The sequence below is a fragment of the Cognataquiflexum nitidum genome (assembly GCF_022538055.1).
Taxonomy (GTDB): Bacteria; Bacteroidota; Bacteroidia; order Cytophagales; family Cyclobacteriaceae; genus Cognataquiflexum; species Cognataquiflexum nitidum.
The window spans coordinates 1-20858 of sequence record NZ_JAKZAM010000022.1 but is presented as its reverse complement, the minus strand read 5'-3'; the positions used below and the strand labels follow the sequence as shown (position 1 = coordinate 20858).

Below are 20858 nucleotides of genomic sequence, written 5' to 3'. Positions count from 1 at the left end.
CCTTTTATCCTAAAAATTCTTTACCCTGTGGTTAAAAATGATATTTTTAGCCTCAGTTAACCCCAATTTATTTAAAATTCAATGCAAAAAAGTATTTATTCATACCTCGGCAATGACCTACCTGCAGGGTTGGTTGTATTTTTGGTGGCACTTCCGCTTTGCCTTGGGATTGCATTGGCCTCTGGAGCACCTCTGTTTTCAGGAATTATAGCAGGAATTATTGGAGGGATTGTAATCGGCTCATTATCAGGATCACATACTTCTGTTTCGGGTCCTGCTGCCGGATTGACGGTTATTGTACTCAATGCCATCACGGAACTTGGAAGTTTTGAAGTATTTCTGTCGGCTGTTGTATTGGCCGGAATTATTCAGATTGCCTTTGGGGTTTTAAAAGCCGGGGTTATTGGCTATTATTTTCCAACTTCAGTAATCAAAGGAATGCTTGCCGGAATTGGTATAATATTGATTATCAAGCAGATCCCATATGCATTTGGGGTAAATGAAACCAAGGAGCTTGAAAATTATATACCTTTTATAAATGACTGGGATGCTGTCTTAAGTCTTGGGAATTTATCCAAAACGTTTGATTTTGGTGCTATCATCATTTCATTTGTGTCAATAGGTATCCTGATTTTATGGGACAGACCTTTCATCAAAAAGCTTTCATTTACCAAATTGATCCCGGGTCCATTGGTAGTGGTTTTGCTGGGTATCGGACTCAATAAATACTTTAAATTTTTTGTTCCCAATTTGTATTTGAGTAATGAAGACAAAGTGGTACTTCCTGTAGTACAGTCTTTTGATGGATTTATTAGCTTGTTCACTTTCCCTGATTTTTCCCAGCTTGGCAGCACCGATGTTTGGCTTGCAGCTGTGACCATTGGGATCATCGCTAGTTTAGAAACTCTTTTGAGTCTAGAGGCTGCTGATAAAATAGATTCTCAGAAGCGAGTTTCGCCTCCCAATAGAGAACTTTTAGCACAGGGAGTCGGTAATGTAATTAACGGATTTGTAGGAGGTCTGCCGGTGACCTCAGTGATTGTAAGGAGTTCAGCCAATGTGACTGCAGGAAGTAGGACAAAACTATCCGCAGTATTTCATGGATTTTTGCTATTTGCAAGTGTCATTTTTATTCCAGGACTTCTAAATTTGATTCCATTGGCATCCCTTGCTGCTATTTTGCTTATGGTTGGTTACAAACTCACCAAAGTTTCACTCTTCAAGAGTCAGGCCAAGCTAGGATGGGATCAATTTCTCCCTTTTATCATTACGATATTGGGCATAGTTCTTTTCGATCTTTTGATAGGTATTGGGTTAGGAATGGGAATAGCAATGGTATTTATACTATTGAGAAATTACCAAAACTCTTATCTTCTTGATGATAGGACAGAGGAACTTGACGGGTCTATTAGAATTGTTCTTTCAGAAGAAGTAAGCTTTTTAAACAAAGGAGCGCTGATAAAGGCCCTTGAAGAAATACCTGAAGGAAAGCACGTCATTATAGATGGTTCCAAATCAAAGGTTATAGACTATGATGTCCTTGAAGTAATTGAAAATTTCAAGACCAATGCAGGGACAAGAAATATAGAAGTAGACACTATCAAGATAAAACCCGTCAAAATAAGCGGCTTACACTGAAGGTAAAAAGATTTCTGCAATCATACACCGGACACTTCCTCCACCAATTTTTTCAATAGTTGGAATTTTCGGGACAACGATTTCCGTGTATCTTTTGATAGTGTTGATTTGGACCTCACCGAGTGATTGAAATGCAGAATCAGACATCACCGTGAATTTTTCTCCTTTTTTGTTTTGAATTTCCAACATATTTCCTGCAAACTGAAATTTTTGTCTAGCAGTAATAGGAATCATTTTCTTACCTGTTCTTTCGAGGTAGTCCTGGACTTTAAGTTTTTCGGAGGCAAGAGGAATACTATCCAAACAGACAACTGCTATCTCGGTACCAACATGCATCATCACATTGGTATGGTAAATTGGCGATACCACAGCATTAATAATTTGTGACGCATCAAAGTCAACAATCTTATATCCCATTAACTTTCCAAAATATCCCAATGGAATTTGATGTGTTCTTTGAGATCTGCAGGCATACGCTACCTTATTTATTCTGTCCAAAATCAAGCTTCCCGTTCCTTCAAGAAACTGGTTGTCCTGTTCAAAAAAAGTCAAATCAACAATTTCACTTATTCTAAATCCCCTTTGGATGAGGGTTTCGACGATGTCTTTTCTTCTTTCCAACCTCCTATTTGGAGAAAACAGAGGGTAAAGAATCAATTTACCATCCTGATGACTGCTAAACCAATTATTTGGAAAAACTGCATCAGTTTTTTTTGGCAGAGCTGTATCCTCGACAACCAAGACATCGACTCCTTTTTCTTGAAGCAGGGAAACAAATCCATCAAACTCACTTTGGGCAATCCTATTGATTTCAATAGAATCACGGTCATCTTTTTTCTGGTAAAAATTGTTTTCCGCGGTTTCGGGATTAAAACCAAAATTGGCCGGTCTGACCATTAAGATGTGGGAAGTAGTTTGATTTGTCATGAAGGTTTAATGGATAAAAACTACTTTCTATTATAGCGGTATAAAACCGGTTCAATGTTGAATCTTTTCTCACTTAGCGTAAAATAGCTTTTACCATTGGGATGAAAAGCAATGGCTTCACCCTGAGGTTCAGGCCTATAAGGTAATATCACAGGATCACGCCTCAATGCATCAACCACTGATTCATTTTCATTTCTCTTCCAAAAATAAACAGTGAAATAGTTTTTGATCAAAATCTCCTTGCCATCTAGCGAAATATCCCCTGCCACCGACATGGTAAAGGGCAATTCCATTACTTTTTCCAAAACAGCTTCTTTGCTCTCAAAAGCCTCTTGCGTTGTTTTGTATAGGATATTCAAACTGTCTCTTTTAGATAGGATAAAAATATCTTTGGAAATAGGATCAATCATCAGGGTCTCAGCATCTTTTGCTCCATCAGGATAACTCAACTTCAAAACCTCGGGTTCTAATTCCATACCCTCAATAAATTCTTCCGGTTCTGGGATTCGGTAAATGAAAATATTGGTATACCGCGCTTGATTGTCGCCAATTTCTCCGACATATATATAACTCAGGTTCTTGTCAGGCCCTGGACCTACGGCAATATCCTCCCAATCACGATTCCAAACTCCTTTAAGTTTGAACACACCAAACCCTTTTCCTAGAGAGTCAATCACGAAAATTTTTCTTCCTCCTCCACTATCATTGTGGGTATATATCAAGCCATCATGCTTCCTTGAAAATGCCATGCCACTCGCCTCATCAATCTCTTTATTTTCCAACAAACCTACATTGATCTGATTTGAAAAAATACCCTGCACTGCTTTCTTTTCAAGCCTGACCAATTTTGGCTGGGGGATATTCAGCATCAGCATCGATGGGAAAAAATATAAAAACAAAAGCAATTTCATGTAATAACTCATTTCAGTCTCTCTTTACTTTAATCGACAAAGTTCGGTTTTTTTGGGGTTTGGCAAAGTTAATTATTGTTATGATTCCAAACCAAAAGTGGGTTCATAGCTCAGAAATACTCTGACACACCTTATAAACAACAAAATCTGACAAATTAAATTCAGCCTATCAGGTTATTTTCTTCTGTAATAGTTCAATTCAGGAACTATGCCATCACTCCATTCGCTCAGGGTGAAATATCCCCCTTTCTCATCAAAACAAATCGCCTCTCCCTGTACTTCTCTCTCATATGGCGCCAACAAGGGAACTGTCGCCAATAATTCAGGAAAAGATTGCCCTTCCGACCTTTTCCAATAAAAAATCTTATCGTAAGTTTTGATCAGTACTTCGCCACCATCTTCTGATACGGTACCTGCAGTAGCGACTCTAAATGAAAAGGTACCTCTAAGAACCGCCTTGTTTTTTTTATCGGTATGCTGTGGATAAGGCAGGGTATAAAGCAAGGAGAAAAGGTCACGCTTGGTAACCAAGAAGATATCCTTGGTAAGAGGATCTACCATTAAAGTCTCCACATCATGGCTTTTCCTAGGATATTCAAAAACAATTTGATCTATCGGAATTTCCAGAGTATTGGATTGGTATCGATGGGCTTCCTCAAATTTGGGTTCTTCGAATCTATATACCACATACTCTTCATATTCAAGATTATTGTCTCCGGTGTCTCCTATATACAAGTAGCTTTTTCCTGGTAAGGGACCAACGCTGATTTCTATATCTTCCCAATCTCTATTTTTGGTGTTTTTTATTTGATACTCTGCAATATTCTCCCCTGTCGCTGCATCTATAAGGTAAATAATATTGCTGTTACCCTTATCCTGTATTGTCCAGATAAATCCGGGATTTTGCCTGCTATAAGCCAGCCCTGAACCTTCCTTCAATGCTACTTTCCCTTTTGCATGGGCAGTATTTTCAAAAAACCCAGCCGTTTCCAAGTTACTTATTTTATAATCAGTCTTGAAAGGTACGGCGAGATCTGTGTCATTTTCGGGAGATTCTTTTTCTCCACAAGAAAAAAGAAAAATTGCTGAAAGGGTAAAGTAAAAACGGTAATTCATTTGATCAAAAGAAATAAATCTGAATGGAAAGGTAAGAAAATAATTACTTTCTACTGAAAGCTTTCTGAAGTCGTTTTTTCATTTTGAAAAATTTCAATAAAAAAAGGCGAACAACTTCTTGTCCGCCTTTTTTAAATCTTCAGGATAAAATTTTACCCTGCTTTTTCCTTTTTTTCAACTGTTATTGTCAATTGGTCACCCTCTCCCGAGTAATCTGCCATAATCACATCACCCTCAGAAAGTTCTCCTTTGAGTATTTCTTCAGCCAATGCATCTTCGAGATACCTCTGAATTGCCCTGTTTAATGGTCTTGCGCCATATTGTTGGTCATAACCTTTTTCAGCCAAGAAATCTTTGGCTTTATCGGTTAATTGGATCGCATAACCTAAGTCGGTGATTCTTTTGAACAACTTGCTCAAACTGATATCAATGATCTTATGGATATGCTCTTTATCCAGAGAATTAAACACAACCACATCATCCAATCTGTTTAAGAATTCGGGACTGAAAGCTTTTTTTAATGCACTTTGGATAGTGGATTTCATTACATCATCCATGCTAGTGGTTTTTGCTTTAGAGGCAAAACCTATACCTGCACCAAAATCTTTCAAATCCCTGACACCTATATTGGATGTCATGATGATGATGGTATTTCTGAAATCCACCCTTCTACCCAATCCATCTGTTAGAATACCGTCATCCAATACTTGAAGCAAAATATTAAAAACATCGGGGTGCGCCTTTTCGATTTCATCAAGTAGTACCACAGAATAGGGCTTTCTTCTGACTTTCTCTGTCAACTGTCCACCTTCTTCATAACCCACATATCCCGGAGGCGCTCCCACTAGTCGGGAGACGCTGAATTTTTCCATATATTCAGACATGTCGATTCTAATCAGCGCATCATCTTTATCGAAAAGATAATTGGCCAACATCTTTGCAAGCTCTGTCTTTCCGACACCTGTAGGACCAAGGAAGATGAATGAACCAATTGGCTTCTTGGGGTCTTTCAATCCCACTCTTGTTCTTTGAATTGCTTTTGAAAGCTTTTTGATAGCTTCTTCCTGACCGATAACTTTTGCCTGAAGTTCTTCATTCATGTTCAGAAGTTTCAAACCTTCATTTTGGGCAATTCTCTTCGCGGGAATACCGGTCATCATGGCAATCACTTCTGCTACATTATCTTCTTCCACAATGTATCTTTTGGTTTTGCTATCTTCTTCCCATTTAGCTTTGGCATTCTCAAGTTGCTCAAGAAGTTTCTTCTCCTTGTCTCTCAGTTGGGCTGCTTCTTCATATTTCTGGCTTTTGACAACCCTGTTTTTCTCTACTTTGATTTTCTCAACCTCTTCCTCAAGTCGCAAGATATCTTCCGGAACATGAATATTGTTGATGTGAACCCTCGCTCCTGCTTCATCAAGGATGTCTATGGCTTTGTCAGGAAGGAACCTGTCAGAGATATACCTGTCAGATAGCTTTACACAGGCTTCAATAGCCTCAGGAGTATAGATTACATTATGGTGATCTTCGTATTTATCCTTGATGTTGTTGAGGATTTGGATGGTCTCTTCAGGTGTGGTGGCATCTACCATCACCATTTGGAATCTTCTTGCCAAAGCTCCGTCTTTTTCGATATACTGTCTGTATTCGTCCAAAGTGGTGGCTCCAATACATTGGATTTCACCCCTTGCCAAAGCAGGTTTGAACATATTGGAAGCATCCAAAGATCCACTTGCACCACCGGCACCTACAATGGTATGTAGCTCATCAATAAACAAGATCACATTGGGGGATTTTTCAAGTTCGTTCATTACGGCCTTCATTCTCTCTTCAAATTGGCCTCTATATTTTGTCCCTGCCACTAGCGATGCCAAGTCCAAAGTAACAACGCGCTTATTGAACAACACACGGGAAACTTTCTTCTGTACGATTCTCAAGGCAAGCCCTTCCGCGATAGCAGTTTTCCCAACACCCGGTTCACCGATAAGGATAGGATTGTTCTTCTTTCTTCTTGAAAGAATCTGAGCTACCCTTTCGATTTCTTTTTCTCTACCAATGATCGGGTCAAGCTTGTCATCCTCGGCCATTTTGGTGAGGTCACGACCAAAATTATCCAATACAGGAGTTCTTGATTTTTCCCCTGTTGTCTTGGATGCTCCCGAAGAGCTTCCTGATGAGCCAAACAACTTTGATCCGTCCTCATCGGGGTCATCAGCTTCTGCTTTTGCTCTTGGGGCGGAGTCTGTCTGGAATTCCAACATCTCTTTTACAGAGTCATAGTTGGTATCAAACTTGTGGAGGATCTGGGTTGCTATATTGTCTTCATCTCTTAGGATGGATAACAGTAAATGCTCAGTACCAATAAGCTGACTTTTAAATATTTTGGCCTCCAAATAGGTTATTTTCAAAACCTTTTCGGACTGCCTAGTCAACGGTATGTTGGCAAGATTTTTCACATTATGCGTCGCGGTTCCTTTGACAGCCCTTTCGATAGAATTACGAAGATCGTCAAGAGGGACGCCCAACTTCTTCAATATGGAAACAGCCACTCCTTCTCCTTCTCGAATCATACCCAGCAAGAGGTGCTCTGTACCGATGTAATCATGCCCTAATCGCAATGCTTCTTCACGACTGAGAGAGATCACCTCTTTGACCCTGTTTGAAAATTTTGCTTCCATGTATTTCCTTTCTTAATTTTATTTTAAATCTGTAATAATGTTACCGAATTTGTTTTAAAAACACAATCTATTTGCAGATTGTTCAATGATTTTTTTTTGATTGCCTAATAACTTCTTTGGATTCAGGCCCCATGCAAAACAACAAATCGATGATGCTCAGGTTGGGAACAAAGTCTAAGCCAAACATTTGCGGGTAAATGTCGGGTGTCATGATGTCTCGCTGGCTATATCTTTCTTTGGCTTGGATAATTCCTCTTATATCGGCTGATTTGGGTGAAAAGTCGATTCTTGACTCCAAACGCAACTTAGATTTCACCTTTAGAAGTTTCAGACAAACTGTCAGTAGTTCCATATTGACATCAAACAAAAACGTCAGATTTTTCCCAAACACCTGGTCAAAGTATGGGAAGAAATATTCAAAAAACGGAGCTTTGCCATACGCGCTCTGAATACCCCTCAAATGGACATTTTTCCACTTTTGGCTGTAATCGATTTTTACATCCTTGTAAAGTTGCTTTTTGCTACTTCCAATCACCGGAACCGTCAATACATCTTCTTTATTTGCCAAAAGGATGTGAGTCCTATTTCTAAATGTCTGCTTTTGAAAATTCTCCGTTGGGTCAATCTGAATCTCTTCAAAGTCCTGGATAGCGACGAAATATTCTATAGGAGGCAAGTAAAAAAGGTCGGTGATGATAGTCGTTTCTTTATTCAAAGGATACTTGGTCTAATTTGAGATTTATTCGATTATTAATCTTTTCGGTTCAAAATCAATTATTAAGCTCGCAAGCAATCAGAACAGATCCTCCACGGATCCCAATCCCTGACGGACTACTTCAATGTCCTCCCCTGTACAGTCCAAAATAGTAGATGCTACATTATTTCCATATCCACCATCTATGACCACGTCAACCAAATCTCTGAATTTTTCATAGATCAACTCGGGATCTGTGCTATATTCAATGACCTCATCTTCATCATGGATGGAAGTGGTCAATATAGGAGAGCCTAATTCCTTGACCAAAAGCCTTGGAATGGCATGGTCAGGAACCCTGATTCCTACGGTTTTTTTATTACTGTTCAAAATTTTAGGAACAGCATTGTTTGCTTCTAATATGAATGTATATGGTCCAGGCAATGCCTTTTTCATTATTTTGAAAACTGGGGTACTCAATGCACGCGTATATTCAGAAATATTGCTCAGGTCATAACAGATAAATGAAAAATTATGTTTTTTCACTTTTATGCCTTTGATCTGGGCAATCCGTTCCACAGCCCGGAGGTTGTGGATATTGCAGCCCATCCCATAAACAGTATCTGTAGGATAAATGATTACTCCCCCATCCAGAAGAATATCGACGATTTTCTGTATTTTCCTTGGGTCAGGATTTTCAGGGTATAGTTTAATAAATTCAGCAGCCATGTCAGCTTTGAAATTCGTTGGTTAGGTCAATGGTTTACTTTAAACCATTCGATAAAGTCATTCACTATTGGAACATCAGCGTCGGCCCAATCAAGAATTAGAAGATTTTCAGGTTCAATCCATTGGATTTGCTGATGCTCTTTGACAATCAAATGTCCACTTATATAGCCAGAAAGAAAAGGAATAAGTTCAATTTCCTTTCCTTCTTCATAAGAATGAAAGTTACTTTTGAATGCCATTTTTATCTCTATTTCAATGTTGAGTTCTTCTTTGATTTCTCTGATCAAACAAGCTTCAGCTGATTCGTTTGCTTCAATTTTTCCGCCTGGAAATTCCCATTTTAATGGTAAGTTCATTTTTTTACCTCTTTGGGCTACAAGAATCTTTCCTTCGTGGAGTATGATAGCACAGGTCACTTGAATGGTTTTTGCCATAGGTATAAAGGAATTGCCAGCCCTTGAACAAAAATCTCTATTTTTGCGGTTATTCTGTTATTGCCATCAAATTTTATGTTCAAAGACAACAAAACAAAATATTACCTTATCGCAGTAGTGACTTTCTCAGTCCTCATCACCTCTTTGTCTTTCTATTTTTACCAGGCATTTTTCAGCCCAAATGCGCTTACTGACAAAGAAGAGCCTTATATCTTAAAAATCCCGAGCAATGCTACCTTCCAGATGGTTTCTGACAGTTTATACCAAAATGAAGTTATCCATGACTTGATCACTTTCAGTTTTGTCGCCAAGGTACTTGGATATCAGGAAGCTGTAAAATCCGGCCTATATACTATCCCTGCCAAAACCAATAACCTCAACCTGATCAGACTCCTGCGGTCAGGCAGTCAGACACCCGTAAAACTTACATTTAATAATGTCAGAACGAAAGAGGACCTTGCAGAAAAAATCACCAAAAATCTTGAAATCAGTCAGGAAGAATTTCTTGATTTGATCACAGATTCTGTGTACATGGACAAGTTTGGCTTTGAAGAAGAAACCATCATGGGAATGTTTATCCCAAATACCTATGAGATATGGTGGAATACTAGCGCGGACAAGCTTTTCGATAGGATGTATAAGGAGTATGGAAATTTTTGGACAGAAGTCAGGTTGACCAAAGCCGAAAACCTGGGCTTAACCCAAAACGAAGTCTCCACTTTGGCCTCGATTGTACAAGCCGAAACTCAAAAATCAGATGAAAGACCAAAGGTAGCCGGCGTGTATCTGAATAGACTCAGAATTAACATGGCACTTCAGGCGGATCCAACCCTTGTTTTTGCTGTTGGAGATTTCAATCTAAAAAGAGTTTTGAATGTCCATAAGGAAATCGACAGTCCCTACAACACTTATAAATATCCGGGGTTACCCCCGGGACCGATTAACCTCCCAGAGATCTCGGCACTTGAAGCTGTCTTGAATTATGAAGACCACGACTATTTATATTTCTGCGCCAAGGAGGACTTTTCAGGTTACCATGCCTTTGCAAAAGATTACAATGAACACATGAATAATGCCCGCAGGTACCAAGCTGCATTAAACAAATCAAAAATATTCTAACATGTTCCAAGCTGAAACCAAAATAAGAGTCCGGTACGCAGAAACAGACCAAATGGGATATGTGTATTATGGAAACTACGCCATGTATTTTGAAGTGGCAAGGGTCGAAGCGCTTCGATCTGCAGGTTTTTCATACAAGCAGATGGAGGATGACGGGATCATCATGCCGGTATTGGACCTACATACCCAATTTATCAAACCGGGTAAATATGACGAGCTGCTGACCATCAAAACAATCATCCCCGAAATGCCGGGAATCAGGATTAAGTTTGAGTATGAAGTCAGCAATGAATCCGGTGAACTGATTACCAAAGGCTGGACTGCTTTGACTTTTTTGAAAAAAGAAAGCCACAAACCCTGCAGACCTTCCCAATATTTGTTAGATTTATTACGTCCATATTTCCAGTAATCCATTTTTAAGTGAAAAAGAGGATCCGCTTATTATCGATCAGATTTACCAGAAAAGCTAAGTTTCTTAGAAAATTTCATTTTGGAAATCCTGACCAAAACCTTTACGATGTAGGTAGGATATTCATGTTTCAGATGCGTAAAGATGAAATTACCGAAAGGGCAGGCGCTATGGCTTTCAGTTTTACAGTGGCGATGTTTCCTCTTCTACTTTTTCTTTTGAATATGATACCTTACATAGGTTTGTTTTTTCCCAATGTCACTACCCAAAACATTCTGTTATTCATTGCAGAGTTTATCCCTTCCAGCGTCTACCAGGAAGCTGAGGCTACGATCATGGATATTGTCAGCAAACCCAGACAGAGCTTATTGTCTCTGGGGTTTTTTCTGGCCTTATTCTTATCTACCAATGGGGTGGTTTCTATGATGAATGCCTTCAACGCGGTATATAGGACAAAAGAAAACAGGTCTTTTTGGATGACCAGGTTGATTGCCGTTAGCATTGTTATGATTTTGGTTTTGGCCATATGCGGGGCTGTATTGATCATGATTTTAGGAGGCAGCATTCTTTACAGGATTTCAGAATGGGACATGGTATCTAGCAACTTGTATGTTTATATGTTGACCTTCTTTAGATTCTTGGTTTTGTTGTCGGTTTTCTTGATTGCTACTGCATTTATTTTCAGGTTTGCTCCTGCCGTCCATGACAAATGGAAGTTTTTTTCTACAGGATCTCTCACTGGAGGCATTTTGATTACTTTCGGTTTTTATCTGTTTTCTTTTTACCTGAATAATTTCGCTACTTACAATAAGCTTTACGGCTCCATAGGTGCAATGATTGCTGTCATGCTTTGGCTATTTATCACTTCCCTGATTATCTTGGTGAGTTTTGAGATCAATGTAAGTCTGGACAAAGCCGCCGGTAGACATCTTGTCACAAAAGGGGTGATTGAAGAAAAAATATGATTTTAATCATGATTATATAGTATTTTCATCAAGTTTGGAGTCCTCCTGGCATTCTAATTTTGTACCTGATTCAAAAAACCGTTTTCTATGGAAACCAACAAAAGCATTTTTATTGCCACAACACAGCCCTTTAGTGGAAAATCAATTGTTGCCCTCGGATTGGTAGATATGCTGCTTTCCAAAGCACACAAAATCGGGTATTTCAAACCCATCATCAACCACAATCCCGGAGTCAAAAAGGATCCTCATTTCGAAACACTCATACAACATTTCAACCTTCCGATCCAATACGAAAAATCATACGGGTACACCAGAGAAGAGGCAAACCATCTTATCGAAGCGGGACAGCAGGGAGAAATAATTGATACCATCATCAGCAAATACAAAGTACTGGAAGAAGAATATGATTTCACGATCATTGAAGGAAGTGATTTTTTGGGAGAAGGGACAGCTTTTGAATTTGATGCCAACCTTGCTATTGCAAAAAACCTAGGTTCACCTGTCATTATTGTCCTTTCGGGAGATGGTAAATCGGCGGCACAGGTAATCACCTCGGCCATAGTGACTATAAATAATTTCCTGCAAAGGAAGGTAAAAGTGTTGGCAGTAGTGATCAATAAGGTGGATGATGAATTCAGAAAAGAGATCAAAAAGAGCTTGCAAAACCAATTGAATAAGGATATCATCTTGGCTGTGATTCCAAAAATACAGGAGCTAAAAAGCCCTTCCATGAAGGAAATCAAAGAACACCTTGGGGCAGAAGTCATGTTTGGAGAACAATTTCTTTCTAATCCCGTGGACCACTTCATTTTTGGTGCGATGCAGATTTCAAACTTTCTCAAACACATCAAAAAGAATGTTCTGATCGTCACACCTGCAGACAGGGCCGATATCATCTTGGCTTCCCTTCAAGCCAATCATTCCCAAAACTTTCCGAAAATGGCAGGAATGGTACTGACCGGGGGTTTTGAAATCGCTGATTCTGTCATCAAACTAATCGAAGGCTCAGATGTAAACCTTCCGATGTTGAGAGTGGACGATCCCTCTTTTTATGCAGCGACTAAAGTAGCTGCCATCCATTCCAAGATCAGTCCGGATTGCCCCGATAAAATCATGGGAGCGATCAATACTTTTAGAAAATATATTGATACTGAAGCGCTGGAAAAAGAAATGATCAATTTCGTGGGTGTGGGCATGACCCCAAGGATGTTTCAGTTTCAACTTGTCAAATGGGCAAAAAACAAAAAGAAACACATCGTATTGCCGGAAGGAAAAGACGATAGGATATTGAAGGCCGCAGACCGACTCGTGAAGCAAAAAGTGGTGAAAATCACACTTCTTGGCAATGTTCAGGAAATCTTTGCGAGCATCAGCAGGCTTGGTTTGAACCTTACCAGGGACAATTGTCAGATTATCAATCCACAAGATTCTACCAATTTTGAAGATTATGCCAATACCCTCTACGAGCTCCGAAAAGGGAAAAACATGCCTTTGGAGGTAGCTCGGGACCTGATGACCGATGGCGCTTATTATGGAACGATGATGGTCCATAAAGGCCACGCGGACGGAATGGTTTCAGGAGCAATCCATACCACCGCACATACTATCCGTCCTGCGCTTCAATTTATCAAAACCAAGCCTGGAATCTCATTGGTATCTTCTGTTTTCTTCATGTGCCTTCAGGACAGGGTGACGGTATTTGGTGATTGCGCCATCAATATCAACCCAACTTCAGAAGAACTAGCCGAAATTGCTATTTCTTCAGCAGATACTAGCAAGCGATTCGGAATAGAACCAAGGGTAGCCATGCTGTCCTACTCTTCTGGGGAATCAGGTACAGGGGAAGACGTGGACAAGGTCAGAAAGGCAACTGAAATCGTCAAATCAAGAAGGCCCGACATCAAGGTTGAAGGCCCTATTCAATATGATGCTGCGGTGGACCCTGCGACAGGTCGCCAAAAAATGCCAAATTCAGAAGTTGCAGGAAATGCTTCAGTTTTGATTTTTCCTGATCTAAATACCGGAAACAATACTTATAAAGCTGTCCAAAGAGAAACAGGGGCAGTCGCCATCGGCCCGATGCTTCAGGGACTCAACAAACCCGTCAATGACCTTAGCCGCGGCTGTACCGTCGATGATGTGTTCAACACCGTCGTGATCACAGCCATTCAGGCACAAGAATAGTTTTCTCTTAAAATATATTTGGTTTGAGAACTTATTTTTATCGGTTCTCAAACCTTTTTTATTAAGTTTCCCTATGAATTCCCCAATATCCATCTACGAATCCCTCGGCGAAAAAAAGATTAAGCTACTTGTTCAATATTTCTACCAAAATGTGGCAAAAATTGAAGAATTGAGAAAGCTCTACCCCGAGGATTTGGCACCTGCAGAAGAAAGGCTATTTTTGTTCCTCATCCATGTATTTGGTGGGCCACATACCTACTTGGAGCAACGGGGACATCCCATGCTTCGCAAAAGACATTTCCAATGGCCGATCGACGGGGATATGAGAAGCGCCTGGCTCAACTGCATGCTACCTGCAATCGAAAAAGTGGAAATGGAGATTGAAATTAAAGAAGCGTTACAGGGATATTTTGTAAAGGTAGCTAACCATATGATCAATAAACCATGATTATACTCAAAAGGATTTATTCCATTTATGCTTTTTTGATCTTTGGATTGACATTTCTTTTGCTCTTCCCTCTTTTTCTGGCTTGTATCTGGATTCCAAATTGGGAGAAATACGGACGGAAAGTCAATCAGTTTTGGGCTAACCTATTTTTCTTTCTGATATTTATGTCTATCAAAGTAGAAGGGAAGGAAAATATTAAAAAAGGCCAATCATACATCTTTGCAGCAAACCATTTTTCTTACCTTGATATCGCCATGATGGGATTTATTCCGGGCGATGTGGTGTATATCGGTAAAAGCTCCATCCGAAAAGTCCCTCTTTTTGGTTATTATTTCAAAAAACTGCACATAGCCGTCAACAGGTCAAGCATCAAAAGCCGTAGTGAAGTGTTGGTAAGGGCAAAAAATGCAATTTCCAAAGGAAGCAGCATTGTGATTTTTCCTGAAGGGGGTATCACCACAGGGATGCCTCCACACATGAACAAGTTCAAGGATGGGGCATTTACTCTTGCGATAGACAAACAAATACCGTTGATTCCTGTCACATTATCGTTTAATCATTTAATTTTGCCCGACGACGGGAGGCTTTTATTGAATTTTAAGAAAGGAAAAATTGTAATCCATCCCCCGATACAGACGCTTGGCCTGACTTCCAAAGACCTTTCAAGCATCAAAAATAAATGTTATAATTCCATTCAGGACCAACTTTGGGAAGACAACAACCTCTTGGATACTGAAAAAACCATAATTCAGACTTTATGAAAATTGATTTGAATACCGTTAAGAAAATTTCACACCTCGCCAGACTTGAGTTTGACGAGGAGGGAGCAGAAAAAATCCAAAAAGACATGACACAGATCCTTGATTGGGTGGAGCAACTCAATGAGGTCGATACAACGGGGATTGAGCCTATCACGACCATGTCTTCCGAAGTCAATGTGATGAGAGAAGATGTCGTAGGAGAACATCTTCCGCATGAAGCCGGTTTGCTCAATGCGCCTCAGCGGGATTCGGATTACTTCAGGGTTCCAAAGGTGCTCGAATAATGCCTACAAAAAACAACCAAAAATTAGACAACATCATTATGAAAGGCCTTCCAATATCACTCTCAGTGGTAGGAGGCCTTTTCCTATTGTTCAGCAGCTTCATTTGGGAACGTGGAATTATGCCCGTCCTTCCCGGAATATTTTCTGAAGCTGTCTCCGTTCCTGTGAAATTGATGCAGGTCGGCGGGGAATTGGTCAGACTTGAAATGGACAATTTTCTTTTGTTCCAAAATTTCGAATCCCTTCCCGCCTTGGTTTACCCCTCCCTCACCCTACTGTTTGGCAGCTTGTTTTGGATACTTTTCAGTTTGGGACTTGCCCTGATCAGCACACTCAAAAAGCTTTACTTCACTGCGGCGACAGCATTGCTGATCTTTCTACTGGCATTCAGCGGAATCAATGGTCTTAATATTGGAGGCATATCAAGCAATTATGCCTTGATTGGATTGATGACTGGAATCCTGACCCCATTGATAGCATTGTCGTTTTTTGCCCCCTCTTGGGGAATATTGAGAAGGTTTTTGGCAATCCTGATTTCAGGATCTGCGACACTCTATCTCTTGGCGCAGGTATCTGATATTCCATCTCCATGGCTTTGGTTGGGGGAAAACAGCGCTTTTCCCGCAGCTATAGTATCAGTGGTTTTTCTCATGCATATCGGTCATGCCTTCATTTCAGGGAGTTCGATTCTATTGATCAAACTTAATAAAGGCACAGGGATCAAAATTACCTGGCATATCCTATTCGTCTTCCTAATCTATTTCTTTCTGGTCTTCTTTTCGTTTTTGGACCTCACTGGAGAAGTGGATCTGCCATTTCCAATCCTTCCTCCTGTGATTTTGATGCTAATCAGCGGGTTGATTGGATATTTTGTATTGCAATACAAAATCGAACAGACAGATCAGGTCTATAACCATCCTGATATTGGAAAATCTTTCTTTTGGATTGGCTATGCATTGAGCACTATCACCTGGGCTTGGGTTATCTTTAAGGACAACCAACCGATGGTAGAATTTTTCAACCATATTTTCATCTATGGTCAGGTGGCATTCAGCTTATTGTTCTATTTGTACCTGATGGCCAATTTTTCCCAAATTCTTAACTCGGGAAAAGACATTGAAAAAATCATTTTCAAGCCTCAGTTTTTCGCCTATTTCCATATGAGAATCGGAGCAATCATGGCAGTGGTGGTATTGCTGATCTATGCGGATGGGATAGTTGGGGTGCAGTTGGCCTCGGGCAGTTCCAATATCAATGCGGAATATTATTACCAAACCGACCGTCCGCTCGAAGCGGCCATTCTATATGAGAGTTCTTGGATCCAATACCGGAAAAACGACAAGGCAAAGAATACAGCTTCCCATTTGAGATTTTCGCTTAACCAAACCAATTTGGGAATGGAGAATCTCTATCAGGCATTTGACAATTCCCCCTCGGTCATCAACACACTCTTGCTCAGTTCCAAACTTCATGGGCAGGAGAAAATCTTCGATGCTGTTTTTTACCTAGAAAGGGGTTTGAGTTACTTTCCCGGAAATCCATATTTGGCAAATAACCTTTCCCTCCTTTATTCCAAACTCAATAAACCGACTGAAGCAATTTCAATGATGGAAGAAATCGTTGACCAAGACCCTGTCATTCAGTCCAATCTTCTTGCCTTAAAAGTCAAGCATCAGATCGAACAGGAAGACGCAGTATCCATTCCAGATGATCAGATTTTCAAAATCAACTACCTGGTTTTTGAAAACAAAAAAGGAAACTTTGCTCCATTTGAGTTGGGTACAAATGACCTTTCAGACAATTATTCTTCGAAAACTGCCCTTCTCCGAAACCAATGGACTAATAAGGTTACAGCACCACTAGCCTCGGACCTGCCTATCATTGATTCCCTTGTGGCCAAAGCACAGGTGAGTGTTGAAGAAATGAATCTTCGGGACACGAGGGTATTGAGGACGCTCCAAGAATCGTATATCAACGAAACGCTAAAATACCTCAACGGTACCGCCATGGTTCTTCCCAATGCCGCGGGATATTATCATTCCATTTCTGCCAAAATTTTGTATGGAGAATTGGATTTTGAGAAATCCTCGGTGGACATTTTGGTGGCTCAGGAAAGAGGTTTTCAAAACTTTCAGCCTATTCATCTTGCCATTCTTTATTTTGGTGGAAAAGCTACCGAAGCGCAGTTGATTTCTCAAAAATTTGCTGTTCCATTTCCTGATTGGATGGTCTGGGATGAAAACGGGAATTTGGCAGAAAATCCGAAGACAGTCTATTTTGATAAATCAGCAAAATTGCATCGTGCAATGCCTTCTGATTTTATGAATCATCTGGAAGAAATCCAAGACCCAAAATTCAAGTCGGAATATGCTTTCAAAGTATTGCTACACAAAATGCATTGGCTGAATGACTCTGATTTTGAAAAAGTCAAGAATATTCTGCTCCAAAACATGGGTGATATATGGTCTTCTGAAGATTTGGATTCTTGGTATTCATTTGTGACCAAAGAAGAAACAACCAAACTGACGGAAAAAACCCAAGCATTGATCAAGCCAGAACTGTATTTAGGCCGAAATGCATATTGGGTTCCTTTGGTATTGAAAAAAGTAAAGGCCGAATCCGATGACCTGAAGAAATACGAGATCCTGCAGGACGCGATCCAATTTTCAAAGGATCCTATGCTTTGGATCCAATATGTGAAGCAAAGCCGGAAACTTGGACTCGACAGCTATGCAAGCAGTGCGCTGATGGAGATGCAAGGCTGGCTGTCAATTTCCCAAATTGAAAAACTGCAATTGGAAAACTTATAACACCTTTTATCGTAATCTTGAAGTAAAGTTTTTTGCTACAGATCTTTTCCATTAATTTAAGACTTTAAAATTATTCGCCGATGACCAAAATAATAGAAACCACCGCAATTAGTAAGACCTATAAAATGGGCGCAGAGATAGTAGAAGCTCTTAAATCCGTCACCATTACAGTCAATAAAGGCGAATATGTGGCATTTATGGGTCCCTCAGGTTCGGGAAAATCTACTTTGATGAACATCATAGGTTGTTTGGATTCTCCCACCACGGGTTCTTATGTCCTCAATGGAAAAGATGTCAGTGACATGACCGAAAATGAGCTTGCCGAAATCAGAAACAAAGAAATCGGATTTGTATTCCAGACTTTTAACCTTCTTCCAAGAGCCACTTGCCTTGACAATGTGGCGCTTCCATTGATCTACGCAGGATATAACAAATCCGACAGGCAGGAAATGGCGAATCAGGCATTGAAAAACGTAGAACTTGGCGACCGGGTCCACCACAAGCCAAATGAACTTTCAGGTGGTCAGAGACAAAGGGTTGCCATCGCCCGTGCCTTGGTCAATAACCCAAGTATCATCTTGGCCGACGAACCTACCGGTAACCTGGATTCCAAAACTTCTTATGGTATCATGGAGCTTTTCCACGAACTCCACCAAAAAGGAAATACCATCATCATGGTGACACACGAAGACGACATCGCCCATTATGCCCATAGGATTATTCGATTGAGAGATGGGCTTGTAGAATCAGACACTGTCAATCCAAATCCTACGAGAGGAATTTCCATGATGGTATCTGAGTAAATTCGTGAAGCTTTTATAAATCTTTATGTTATTTTTGTGGCTTGATTGAGAAAGGCCTAATAAAAATAATTTTGCTTCCATGAAAATATATACCAAAACCGGAGACACGGGAAAGACTTCATTGTTGGGAGGCCGGAGGGTTTCAAAAGCAGAATTAAGAATTGACGCTTATGGTACAGTAGATGAGCTCAACAGTTTCATAGGATTGCTCCGGGATCAGGAAATCAACAAAAAAAGAGAGGCCCTTCTCAAAGAAATCCAGGACAGGCTTTTTACTATCGGTGCTACCTTGGCCTCCGAACCGGGAAAAGAAAATATTAAAAAGCCCGATCTTCATGACGAGGATCTAGAACTTTTGGAAAAGGAAATTGATGAAATGGAATCTCAATTGCCACAGTTGCGGCATTTTATATTACCGGGAGGACACCAAAGTGTATCTTTTTGCCACGTGGCCAGGACAGTATGTAGGAGAACAGAGCGCTGTGTCATAGACCTGATGGAGATAGAGCATGTAGATGAAATAATCGTAAAATATTTAAATAGGCTTTCTGATTATCTTTTTGTATTGGGAAGGTTAATTGCCCAAGAGTTAGGAGTTGAGGAGGTTACTTGGAAGCCCAGAATCTAATACCATGAAAACAACATTACAAATAGACATTACCAAAACGGGTGCATCCAGACTCCATGAGACTGACTTTGACAACTTGATATTTGGAAAAACCATCAGCGACCACATGTTTGTGGCTGATTATGTAGGTGGGGAATGGACAGACCTGCGCATTGAACCTTACGCACCACTTTCCCTAAATCCTTCCAATGCCACCCTTCATTATGGGCAATCTATTTTTGAAGGAATGAAAGCCTACAAAAATGAGGAAGGAGAAATCCTTCTTTTCAGGGCCGATGCCAATCAAAAGAGATTGAATGAATCGGCAAGAAGAATGTGTATTCCTGAAGTTCCTGAGGAGATTTTTATGGAAGGATTGACGACACTTTTGGATCTGGACAGGGCTTGGATTCCTAACAAACCCGGGTATTCACTTTACATCAGGCCTTTTGTATTTGCTACTGATGACTATATCGGTGTCAGGCCATCTGAAAATTATAAGTTTATGATCTTTACCTGCCCTGTTGGAAACTACTATTCCAAGCCTGTGGCAGTAAAAGTGGAACAAAAATATACAAGGGCCATTGAAGGCGGTACAGGACAGGCGAAAGCTTCCGGCAACTATGCAGGCTCGCTGTATCCGGCACTCTTGGCCCAAAAAGAAGGCTACGACCAATTGCTTTGGACAGATGGTAAAACCCATCAATTCATCGAGGAAAGCGGAACGATGAATGTGATGTTTATGATCAATGACACCATCATCACCGCGCCGACCCATACCGGGACTATCCTGAAAGGAATCACCCGAGATTCTGTCTTGTCCATCGCGAGAGAAATGGGTTATCCTGTAGAGGAGCGTTTTTTGAGTGTGACTGAACTGGAGAAAGCACTTACAGAGGGAAAACTTCAAGACGCATTTGGAACAGGCACTGCGGCTACCATTGCCCATATCTTCAAAATCAATATCCATGGACAGGATTATATCCTTCCCGAAAAGCCATCCTATGCTTTTTCCCATCAGGTCCAAAAAACCCTCGATGACATCAAGTATGGCAATAAAGAAGACAAACGGGGATGGATTATCAAATTGTAAAAGAAAACTGAAATGGATACACGCTTTTTTGCCAGAAACCCTATAATATACTTCAACCGGGACGGAAGACCGAAGTCGGAAGACCGATGTACCGGGCATTTAAGTCCGAAGCCCAGAATTTGAATAGATTTCATATCCACTGGCATCAAGGCGTATATACATAAAATTTAATATGACTCCCCCGAATTTGACACGTTGCCAAATTTTATTTGACAGCTAGTGTCAATTGATTTTCTGTATCAGAGGAA

19 protein-coding genes are annotated in these 20858 nt (G+C 40.3%); 12 read left to right on the top strand and 7 right to left on the bottom strand.

The genetic code is table 11. The features are described from left to right. The first annotated feature begins 81 nt into the window (after nucleotides 1-81). A complete protein-coding gene (locus tag MMU07_RS14745; protein WP_241126644.1) occupies nucleotides 82-1638 on the top strand; it encodes a SulP family inorganic anion transporter in 1557 nt (518 codons plus the stop codon). Here the strand turns inward: MMU07_RS14745 and ctlX are convergent. The 7 genes from ctlX to MMU07_RS14710 form a co-directional block, all read right to left on the bottom strand. Further along, complete coding sequence (gene ctlX / locus MMU07_RS14740) at nucleotides 1630-2565, bottom strand: citrulline utilization hydrolase CtlX (RefSeq protein WP_241126643.1); 936 nt, start codon at nucleotides 2563-2565, stop codon at nucleotides 1630-1632. The genes MMU07_RS14745 and ctlX overlap by 9 nt on opposite strands. A gap of 20 nt (nucleotides 2566-2585) precedes the next feature. After that, nucleotides 2586-3488 carry a hypothetical protein gene (locus tag MMU07_RS14735; protein ID WP_241126642.1) on the bottom strand — a complete coding sequence of 301 codons (903 nt, stop codon included), beginning with the start codon at nucleotides 3486-3488 and terminating at the stop codon, nucleotides 2586-2588. A 162-nt stretch (nucleotides 3489-3650) separates the two neighbouring features. Continuing rightward, nucleotides 3651-4592 (bottom strand): hypothetical protein, encoded by a 942-nt coding sequence (locus MMU07_RS14730; RefSeq protein ID WP_241126641.1) that lies wholly within the window; start codon nucleotides 4590-4592, stop codon nucleotides 3651-3653. A gap of 152 nt (nucleotides 4593-4744) precedes the next feature. Then, a complete protein-coding gene (locus MMU07_RS14725) occupies nucleotides 4745-7270 on the bottom strand; it encodes an ATP-dependent Clp protease ATP-binding subunit (RefSeq protein WP_241126640.1) in 2526 nt (841 codons plus the stop codon). Between the two features lie 82 nt (nucleotides 7271-7352). Then, complete coding sequence (locus MMU07_RS14720; RefSeq protein WP_241126639.1) at nucleotides 7353-7985, bottom strand: WbqC family protein; 633 nt, start codon at nucleotides 7983-7985, stop codon at nucleotides 7353-7355. Nucleotides 7986-8063: 78 nt separating this feature from the next. Further along, nucleotides 8064-8693 (bottom strand): L-threonylcarbamoyladenylate synthase, encoded by a 630-nt coding sequence (locus MMU07_RS14715; protein ID WP_241126638.1) that lies wholly within the window; start codon nucleotides 8691-8693, stop codon nucleotides 8064-8066. Nucleotides 8694-8719: 26 nt separating this feature from the next. Beyond that, nucleotides 8720-9127: a (deoxy)nucleoside triphosphate pyrophosphohydrolase gene (locus tag MMU07_RS14710; RefSeq protein ID WP_241126637.1), complete on the bottom strand. Its 408-nt coding sequence runs from the start codon at nucleotides 9125-9127 to the stop codon at nucleotides 8720-8722. A 75-nt stretch (nucleotides 9128-9202) separates the two neighbouring features. Here MMU07_RS14710 and mltG point away from each other — a divergent pair, with 75 nt between their 5' ends. The 11 genes from mltG (at nucleotide 9203) to MMU07_RS14655 (ending at nucleotide 20610) form a co-directional block, all read left to right on the top strand. Continuing rightward, the gene (gene mltG / locus MMU07_RS14705; RefSeq protein WP_241126636.1) at nucleotides 9203-10246 is read left to right on the top strand and encodes an endolytic transglycosylase MltG; all 1044 of its coding nucleotides are present in this window, start codon (nucleotides 9203-9205) and stop codon (nucleotides 10244-10246) included. Between the two features lies 1 nt (nucleotide 10247). Further along, complete coding sequence (locus MMU07_RS14700) at nucleotides 10248-10655, top strand: acyl-CoA thioesterase (RefSeq protein ID WP_241126635.1); 408 nt, start codon at nucleotides 10248-10250, stop codon at nucleotides 10653-10655. Nucleotides 10656-10666: 11 nt separating this feature from the next. Further along, the gene (locus tag MMU07_RS14695) at nucleotides 10667-11620 is read left to right on the top strand and encodes a YihY/virulence factor BrkB family protein (RefSeq protein ID WP_241126634.1); all 954 of its coding nucleotides are present in this window, start codon (nucleotides 10667-10669) and stop codon (nucleotides 11618-11620) included. An 87-nt stretch (nucleotides 11621-11707) separates the two neighbouring features. Beyond that, a complete protein-coding gene (pta, locus tag MMU07_RS14690; RefSeq protein WP_241126633.1) occupies nucleotides 11708-13804 on the top strand; it encodes a phosphate acetyltransferase in 2097 nt (698 codons plus the stop codon). A gap of 73 nt (nucleotides 13805-13877) precedes the next feature. Beyond that, entirely contained in the window at nucleotides 13878-14252 is a 375-nt protein-coding gene (locus tag MMU07_RS14685; RefSeq protein WP_241126632.1) for a globin domain-containing protein, read from the top strand. Next, on the top strand, nucleotides 14249-15013 hold the full coding sequence (locus tag MMU07_RS14680; protein ID WP_241126631.1) for a lysophospholipid acyltransferase family protein: 765 nt from the start codon (nucleotides 14249-14251) through the stop codon (nucleotides 15011-15013). The genes MMU07_RS14685 and MMU07_RS14680 overlap by 4 nt, the downstream gene beginning before the upstream one ends. Continuing rightward, nucleotides 15010-15297 (top strand): Asp-tRNA(Asn)/Glu-tRNA(Gln) amidotransferase subunit GatC, encoded by a 288-nt coding sequence (gene gatC / locus MMU07_RS14675; protein ID WP_241126630.1) that lies wholly within the window; start codon nucleotides 15010-15012, stop codon nucleotides 15295-15297. The genes MMU07_RS14680 and gatC overlap by 4 nt, the downstream gene beginning before the upstream one ends. Beyond that, nucleotides 15297-18107 (top strand): hypothetical protein, encoded by a 2811-nt coding sequence (locus MMU07_RS14670; protein WP_241126629.1) that lies wholly within the window; start codon nucleotides 15297-15299, stop codon nucleotides 18105-18107. The genes gatC and MMU07_RS14670 overlap by 1 nt, the downstream gene beginning before the upstream one ends. 80 nt (nucleotides 18108-18187) lie before the next feature. Further along, entirely contained in the window at nucleotides 18188-18910 is a 723-nt protein-coding gene (locus tag MMU07_RS14665; RefSeq protein WP_255737437.1) for an ABC transporter ATP-binding protein, read from the top strand. Nucleotides 18911-18989: 79 nt separating this feature from the next. After that, nucleotides 18990-19538 carry a cob(I)yrinic acid a,c-diamide adenosyltransferase gene (locus MMU07_RS14660; RefSeq protein ID WP_241126628.1) on the top strand — a complete coding sequence of 183 codons (549 nt, stop codon included), beginning with the start codon at nucleotides 18990-18992 and terminating at the stop codon, nucleotides 19536-19538. A 4-nt stretch (nucleotides 19539-19542) separates the two neighbouring features. Next, nucleotides 19543-20610 (top strand): branched-chain amino acid aminotransferase, encoded by a 1068-nt coding sequence (locus tag MMU07_RS14655; protein ID WP_241126627.1) that lies wholly within the window; start codon nucleotides 19543-19545, stop codon nucleotides 20608-20610. Nucleotides 20611-20858: the final 248 nt, after the last annotated feature.